This window comes from Streptomyces sp. NPDC051286 (assembly GCF_044455345.1).
Taxonomy (GTDB): Bacteria; Actinomycetota; Actinomycetes; order Streptomycetales; family Streptomycetaceae; genus Streptomyces.
On sequence record NZ_JBITER010000060.1, the window covers coordinates 24,615 to 31,577 of the forward strand.

Consider the following 6,963-nt stretch of genomic DNA (forward strand, 5'->3'; position numbering starts at 1 on the left):
CTCGCGCTCCTCGACGAGAAGCGTCTCGTACGTCGTCCCGCTCACACCCGCTCCACCAGCATCGCCATGCCCTGCCCCACGCCCACGCACAGCGTGGCCAGGCCCCGGCGAGCGTCCTCGCGCTCCAGGCGGCCCAGCAGCGTGAGGAGGATACGGGCACCCGAGCAGCCCAGCGGATGGCCGAGCGCGATGGCGCCGCCGTCGGCGTTGACCTTGTCCTCGTCGAGCTTGAGACGGCGTATGACGGCCAGCGCCTGCGCGGCGAAGGCCTCGTTGAGCTCGATGGCGTCCAGATCGGCGGTCTGCCAGCCGGCGCGGGCGAGTGCCTTCTCCGTGGCGGGAACCGGCCCGAGGCCCATGATGTGGGGCTGGACACCTGCGGAGGCGGAGGTGACGACCCGGGCGCGCGGGGTGAGCCCGTACCGCTCGACGGCCGCCGCGCTCGCCACCACCAGGGCCGCGGCCCCGTCGGACAGCGGCGAGGAGGAGCCCGCGGTGACGATGCCGTCCTTGCGGAAAATCGTGCGCAGGGAGCCCAGCTTCTCCAGGGTCGTCGACGGACGCGGCCCCTCGTCGCGCTCCACGAGGCCGTCCTTCACCGGGACCGGCACGATCTCGCGGTCGAAGTGTCCGGCCTCCTGCGCGGCGACGGCGCGCCGGTGGCTGCGCAGCGCGAAGGCGTCGGACTCGGCGCGGGTGATGCCGTCGAGCGCGGCGACCTCCTCGGCCGTCTCCCCCATCGGCAGGGTCACCTTCACCGTCTCCGGCCCTGCCCCGGCGGGCACCGCGCGATCGGCGGCGGCAAAGCGCGGGTTGGTGAAGCGCCAGCCCAGGGACGTGTCGTGCAGTTCTCCCGGCTTGGACCAGGGGGTGCCCGGCTTCTCCATGACCCACGGGGCCCGGGTCATGGACTCCACACCGCCCGCCACGACCAGATCGGCCTCGCCGGACCGGATCGCCTGGGCCGCCGAGGCGACCGCGGTCAGGCCCGAGGCGCACAGCCGGTTGACCGTGTAGCCGGGCACGGTGTGTGGAAGTCCGGCAAGGAGCACGGCCATGCGCGCCACGTCGCGGTTGTCCTCGCCGGCCTGGTTCGCCGCGCCCAGAATGACCTCGTCCACGGCCTCGGCCGGGATCGCGGCGCGGCGGACGGCCTCACCGACCACCAGCGCCGCCAGATCGTCCGGGCGTACGGAAGCCAGGGCACCGCCATAGCGGCCCTGCGGGGTGCGGGCCCCGTCGATCAGGTAGACCTCGTCAGGCATGGGTGCCCTCCTGGATAGTGACGGGGCGGCGCGACTGCAGCGTCGCGAAGCGGCCCGTGACGAATGCGGGATCGGACAGGGTGGCGCTGGCCGCGGGGTTGGCGGCGCTGCCGTGGAAGTCGCTGAACGCCGCGGACTGGTTGACGAAGACGCCGCCCGTGAGGTTCTCCGACAGGTGCACTCCCGCGTCCAGGGCCGCCGCCTCTGCCGCGGCCAGGACCTCTTCGCTCGTGGAGTGCACGGCGGCGGTGAGCGCGCCGTGCGTACGCACCGTCTCACGGAAGATCCGCAGGCTGTGCTCGGTGGAGTCGGTGGCGATGACGAAGGAGACGGGTCCGAACCACTCGCGGGTGTACGTCTCGTCGTCCGACCTCGCGTCGAGGCGCGCGACCAGCGGCGTACGGACGGTGGCCGCCGGGTATTCGGGGTGCTCGACCGGCTGCGACGGGTGGACCGTGCTGCCCAGTGCCGAGGCCTTCTCCAGACGCTCGCGCACGCCGTCGCCCACGAGGGCGCCGAGCGTGCCGGCCGCTCTGTCCGGGTCGCCGAGCAGCTTGTCCAGCGCGGCGCCCAGATCCGCCGCGAACGCGTCGGCCGTCTTGACCCCCTGGTCGGTGGCGATGCCCTCGCGGGGGATCAGCAGGTTCTGCGGGGTGGTGCACATCTGCCCGCTGTACAGGGACAGCGAGAACGCCAGATTGCCCAGCAGCCCGCGGTAGTCGTCGGTGGAGTCGAGGACGACCGTGTTGAGGCCCGCCTTCTCCGTGTACACGGCGGCCTGGCGCGCGTTCGTCTCCAGCCAGTCGCCGAACTCGGTGGAGCCGGTGAAGTCGATGATGCGGACGTCCGGGTGGAGCGCGAGGAAGCCCGCGGTCCGCTCGCCCGGCCCCTCGGCGGCGAGGACGACGAGATTGGGGTCGAAGCCCGCCTCGGCCAGGACCTCGCGGGCTGTGCGCACGGTGAGCGCCAGCGGCAGCACGGCGCCCGGATGCGGCTTGATCACGACTGGGTTGCCGGTGACCAGGCTGGCGAACAGCCCCGGGTAGCTGTTCCACGTCGGAAAGGTGTTGCAGGCGATCAGCAATGAGACACCGCGTCCGACCGGCGTGAACTTCTTGTCCATCGCCAGCGCAGCGCCCTTGCGCTGGGGCTTGGTCCAGCGGGCCGACTCCGGGTGCCGCTTCTGCTCGGCCCAGGCGTAGGCGACGGCCTCCAGGCCACGGTCCTGCGCATGCGGGCCACCCGCCTGGAACGCCATCACAAAGGCCTGGCCGGTGGTGTGCTGCACGGCGTGCGCGTTCTCGAAACTGGCCGCGTTCAGCCGGGCCAGGATCTCGACGGCGACTCCCGCGCGCCCATCGGGTCCCGCCTCGCGCCAGGGGCCGGTGGCCGCCTTGGCGGCGGCCACCGCCTCCTCCGGCGTGACGCGGGGGTAGGTGATCCCGAGCGCGAAGCCGTAGGGGGAGGTCTCGGTGGCCTGTACGGTCCCGTCGCCGGGGTGTCCGGGCAGCTCGAACGGCTTGCCCAGCTGATTCCGGAAGGCGGCCTCGCCGAGCTTCGCGGCCTCCTCGCCGTACACCGACTTGCTGGGCGACTCCGGATACGGCGTCCAATGGTCCCGGCTAGCGGTGGCGGCGACGGCCTTTTCCAGCAGCTCACGGTGGCGAGCGAAGAAGTCAACGGGCTCGGGAGTGTTGCGGGGCATGCGGTCCACCTCTTGACAGGCAGTGGTGATGCTTGATTACTTGGCGACTCCGAAGCTAACCGAATGTTCGGTCGGTACACAAGGTGGTGGAAAACGTGACGCAGGCCACCGACGTAGCTCTCGGTCCGGTGGAGACGATGTTCGCCGCGGACCAGGCTTCGCGGAATCTCGGTATCGAGCTGGTGCAGCATGGTGAGGGGACCGCCGTGCTGCGCATGACCGTGACGCCGGCGATGGTCAACGGGCACGGGATCGCCCACGGCGGTTATCTCTTCCTGCTGGCCGACACGGCCTTCGCCTGCGCCTGCAACAGCCACGGACCCGTGACCGTCGCGGCCGCGGCCGACATCGTCTTCATCGCCCCGGCCCACGAGGGCGACGTCCTCGAGGCGACGGCCTGCGAGCGCACCCGGTTCGGCCGCAGCGGGATCTACGACGTGACCGTCCGGCGCATCCATGGCGGTCCGCACGAAGCGCGGGCCACTGAGGGCGGTGGCGGGACAGCGGCGGGCGAGGTCATCGCGGAGTTCCGCGGGCGCAGCCGCAGCATTGGAAGCACGAAGACGAAGGAGTCGCAATGAGCAGCGAACTGACGGCCCCGGCGGACCAGGGGCCCCGCCTGGGAGAGCCCCTCCCGGACGAGCTGCTGGACAGCGCCGAGCGCTTGACACGCGAGCAGCTCCGTCAGCTTCAGCTCGAACGCCTCCAGGCGACGCTGCGACACGCCTACGACAACGTCGAGCTGTACCGCAAGAAGTTCGACGCGGCAGGCGTGAAGCCCGATGACTGCCGCTCTCTCGAGGACCTTGCCCGGTTCCCCTTCACCACCAAGGCCGATCTGCGGGACACCTACCCCTTCGGCATGTTCGCCGTCCCCATGTCCGAGGTACGGCGGATCCACGCTTCCAGCGGCACCACCGGCCGCCCCACCGTGGTCGGCTACAGCGAGAACGACCTGTCGATGTGGGCCGACGTCGTCGCCCGCTCCATACGCGCCGCGGGCGGCCGTCCGGGCCACAAGGTCCACGTCTCGTACGGCTACGGCCTGTTCACCGGCGGCCTCGGCGCGCACTACGGCGCCGAGCGGGCCGGGTGCACCGTGATCCCCGCCTCGGGCGGCATGACCGCGCGCCAGGTGCAGATCATCCAGGACTTCAAGCCCGAGATCATCATGGTCACGCCCTCCTACATGCTGACACTGCTCGACGAGTTCGAGCGGCAGGGCGTGGACCCGCGGACCAGCTCCCTGAAGATCGGTATTTTCGGCGCCGAGCCGTGGACGGAGGCGATGCGCCGCGAGATCGAGGAGCGCATGGACATCCACGCCGTCGACATCTACGGCCTGTCCGAAGTCATGGGCCCGGGTGTGGCGCAGGAGTGCGTGGAGACCAAGGACGGACTGCACGTCTGGGAGGACCACTTCTACCCCGAGATCGTCGATCCGCTCGCGGACGCCGTCCTGCCCGAGGGGGACAGCGGCGAGCTGGTCTTCACCTCGCTCACCAAGGAAGCGCTGCCGATCATCCGCTACCGCACGCGCGACCTCACGCGCCTGCTGCCCGGCACCGCACGGCCTGCCTTCCGCCGTATGGAGAAGATCACCGGCCGCAGCGACGACATGATCATCCTGCGGGGTGTGAACGTCTTCCCGAGCCAGATCGAGGAGATCGTGCTGCGTGTGCCCGATGTCGCCCCGCACTTCCAGATCGAGCTGACGCAGCGCGGCCGCATGGATCACATGACGGTCCACGTCGAGGCCCGTCCCGGCGCCGGCCCGGAGCAGCGCGAGACGGCTGTCAAGGTGATCGCCAAGGGTGTGAAGGACGGAGTGGGTGTCAGCGTCGAGGTGTGCGTGGTCGAGCCGGAGTCCCTGGAGCGCTCGGTCGGCAAGATCCGCCGGGTCAAGGATCTGCGCCGGGGGTGACCCTCGGCCCTTGTCACAATGGACCGGTGAGCAGAACGCCTGTACAGAGCGCCGCCGCCCGTCGGGGCCGCCCCAGCTACGACCGTGACTCCCTGCTGGAGGTCGCGGTCGTGGTCTTCAACGAGCGCGGCTACGACGGCACCAGCATGGAAGAGCTGGCCAGGCGCCTGGGCCTGAGCAAGTCGAGCATCTACCACCATGTCTCCGGCAAGGAGGAACTGCTCGACCTCGCCGTCAGCCGCGCCCTGAACGCGCTGTTCGCCGTACTCGACGAGGACCAGGACCGCCTGACCTCGGCCACCGCGCGCCTGGAGCGGATCGTCCACCGCAGCGTCGAGGTGCTGGCCGCCGAACTGCCCTATGTGACGCTGTTGTTGCGGATCCGCGGCAACAGCGCGACGGAACGGCGGGCGCTGGAGAGGCGGCGTGAGTTCGATCACCGAGTGGCCGAACTGATGGCCCGGGCGACAGCCGAGGGCGGTGTACGCGGCGACATCGATCCTCACCTGGCCGCCAGGCTGCTGTTCGGAACGGTCAACTCCGTCATCGAGTGGTACCGCCCGGACGGCGACCTACCCGTGTCGGCACTCGCGACGGCCCTGACGGGCGTGATCTTCGACGGCCTGCACCACGAAAACTGAACCCGGCACCCCGACACCGCCCATGTGAGGGCCCAAGAAGGCGTTCCCCACATGACGTGGCCGACAAGGCCCGGCAGCGCCGACCTGCTCAGCACTGGCCCGCCTTGTCACTGACGTACTGAGGAGCGGTGGTACTGGTCCGGGACGTGGACGTCGCCACCGAGGCCGCGGGCGGCGTGCCGGGCCCAGTAGGGATTCCGCAGCAGTTCGCGGCCGAGGAGGATCGCGTCGGCTTCGTCGTTGGTGAGGATCTTCTCGGCGTGCTCGGGTTCGGTGATGAGGCCGACGGCGGCGACGGGGAGGGTGGTCTCGTTCTTGACCCGGGCAGCGAAGGGGACCTGGTAGCCGGGGGCGGTGGGGATGCGGACGCCGGAGGCGTTGCCGCCGGTGGAGACGTCGAGGAGGTCCACGCCGTGCTCCTTCAGCAGGGCGGCGAAGCGGACGGTGTCGTCGGCGGTCCAGCCGTTGTCCTCGAGCCAGTCCGTGGCGGAGATACGGAAGAACAGCGGGAGGTCGTCGGGCCAGACGGCACGCACGGCGTCGACGACTTCGAGGGCGAAGCGGGTGCGGTTCTCGAAGGAGCCGCCGTAGGCGTCGGTGCGCCGGTTGGAATGGTGGGAAAGGAACTCCCCGATGAGGTAGCCGTGGGCGCCGTGGACCTCGACGACCTCGAAGCCGGCGTCCAGCGCGCGGCGTGCGGCGTCCGCGAACTGCCCGACGATTTCCTGGATTTCATCGGTGGTCAGCTCGATGGGCACCGGGTGGCCGTCGGCGAAGGCCACGGGGCTGGGGCCCAACGGCTGCCACCCGTGCGCGCCGGGCCCGACCGGGGCGCCGCCCTTCCAGGGGCGGTCGGTGCTGCCCTTGCGTCCGCTGTGAGCGATCTGGATTCCCGGGGTGGTGCCCTGAGCCTTGAGGAAGTCGGTGATCCGGCGCAGGGTCTCGGCCTGATGGTCGTTCCAGATGCCCAGGTCGTAGGGGGAGATCCGGCCCTCAGGGCTGACCGCGGTCGCCTCGAGGAGGATGAGTCCGGTGCCGCCGGTGGCGCGGGCTGCATAGTGGGCGAAGTGCCAGTCGTGCGCGACGCCGGCCTCGGGGCCTTCGGGGGCGGCGGAGTACTGACACATGGGGGCCATCCAGATGCGGTTCGGGATGGTGAGCGAGCGCAGGGTGCAGGGCTCGAAAAGGACACTCACGGCAGACTCCGTTTCGCCGGGAACGATAGGATCGCTAGTACGATACATCTCGTAGTACGAGATTCGTCAAATTACGAAGGTTCTCGTACAACGAGGCGCGCACACTTAGGGCCTGTTCTGAGTTCCCCGTCGTTCGCGCGTGCCGGGCGTCGGGGCGCAGGCGGGGAACCCAGAACAGGCCCTAGGGTCTGTTCTGAGTTCCCCGTCGTTCGCGCGAAGCGCGGCGCAGCGG

Annotated in this window: 6 protein-coding genes; 3 read left to right on the forward strand and 3 right to left on the reverse strand. The window is 70.3% G+C overall.

What is annotated here, in order from left to right; genetic code table 11:
* Positions 1–41 precede the first annotated feature (41 nt).
* Together ACIBB8_RS33520 and paaN are read right to left on the reverse strand one after the other, a co-directional pair.
* Entirely contained in the window at positions 42–1,265 is a 1,224-nt protein-coding gene (locus tag ACIBB8_RS33520) for a thiolase family protein (RefSeq protein ID WP_398958596.1), read from the reverse strand.
* A complete protein-coding gene (paaN, locus tag ACIBB8_RS33525; RefSeq protein WP_398958598.1) occupies positions 1,258–2,970 on the reverse strand; it encodes a phenylacetic acid degradation protein PaaN in 1,713 nt (570 codons plus the stop codon). Before paaN ends, ACIBB8_RS33520 begins: the two co-directional genes overlap by 8 nt.
* Positions 2,971–3,065: 95 nt before the next feature.
* On the opposite strand from paaN, the gene paaI reads away from it, so the two are divergent.
* The 3 genes from paaI to ACIBB8_RS33540 are packed head-to-tail and all read left to right on the forward strand — an operon-like array spanning position 3,066 to position 5,535.
* A complete protein-coding gene (paaI, locus tag ACIBB8_RS33530) occupies positions 3,066–3,551 on the forward strand; it encodes a hydroxyphenylacetyl-CoA thioesterase PaaI (protein WP_398958600.1) in 486 nt (161 codons plus the stop codon).
* On the forward strand, positions 3,548–4,894 hold the full coding sequence (paaK, locus tag ACIBB8_RS33535; protein ID WP_398958601.1) for a phenylacetate--CoA ligase PaaK: 1,347 nt from the start codon (positions 3,548–3,550) through the stop codon (positions 4,892–4,894). The genes paaI and paaK overlap by 4 nt, the downstream gene beginning before the upstream one ends.
* Before the next feature lie 26 nt (positions 4,895–4,920).
* Positions 4,921–5,535: a TetR/AcrR family transcriptional regulator gene (locus ACIBB8_RS33540; RefSeq protein ID WP_398958603.1), complete on the forward strand. Its 615-nt coding sequence runs from the start codon at positions 4,921–4,923 to the stop codon at positions 5,533–5,535.
* 107 nt (positions 5,536–5,642) lie between these two features.
* On the opposite strand, the gene ACIBB8_RS33545 is transcribed toward ACIBB8_RS33540, so the two are convergent.
* Positions 5,643–6,731 (reverse strand): NADH:flavin oxidoreductase/NADH oxidase, encoded by a 1,089-nt coding sequence (locus ACIBB8_RS33545; RefSeq protein WP_398958605.1) that lies wholly within the window; start codon positions 6,729–6,731, stop codon positions 5,643–5,645.
* Between the last annotated feature and the right edge of the window lie 232 nt (positions 6,732–6,963).

Bases quoted from the DNA above. Each gene is read 5' to 3' on its own strand.
- paaK (WP_398958601.1), top strand. From the start codon at position 3,548: ATGAGCAGCGAACTGACGGCCCCGGCGGACCAGGGGCCCCGCCTGGGA.
- paaN (WP_398958598.1), bottom strand. From the start codon at position 2,970: ATGCCCCGCAACACTCCCGAGCCCGTTGACTTCTTCGCTCGCCACCGT.
- ACIBB8_RS33520 (WP_398958596.1), bottom strand. From the start codon at position 1,265: ATGCCTGACGAGGTCTACCTGATCGACGGGGCCCGCACCCCGCAGGGC.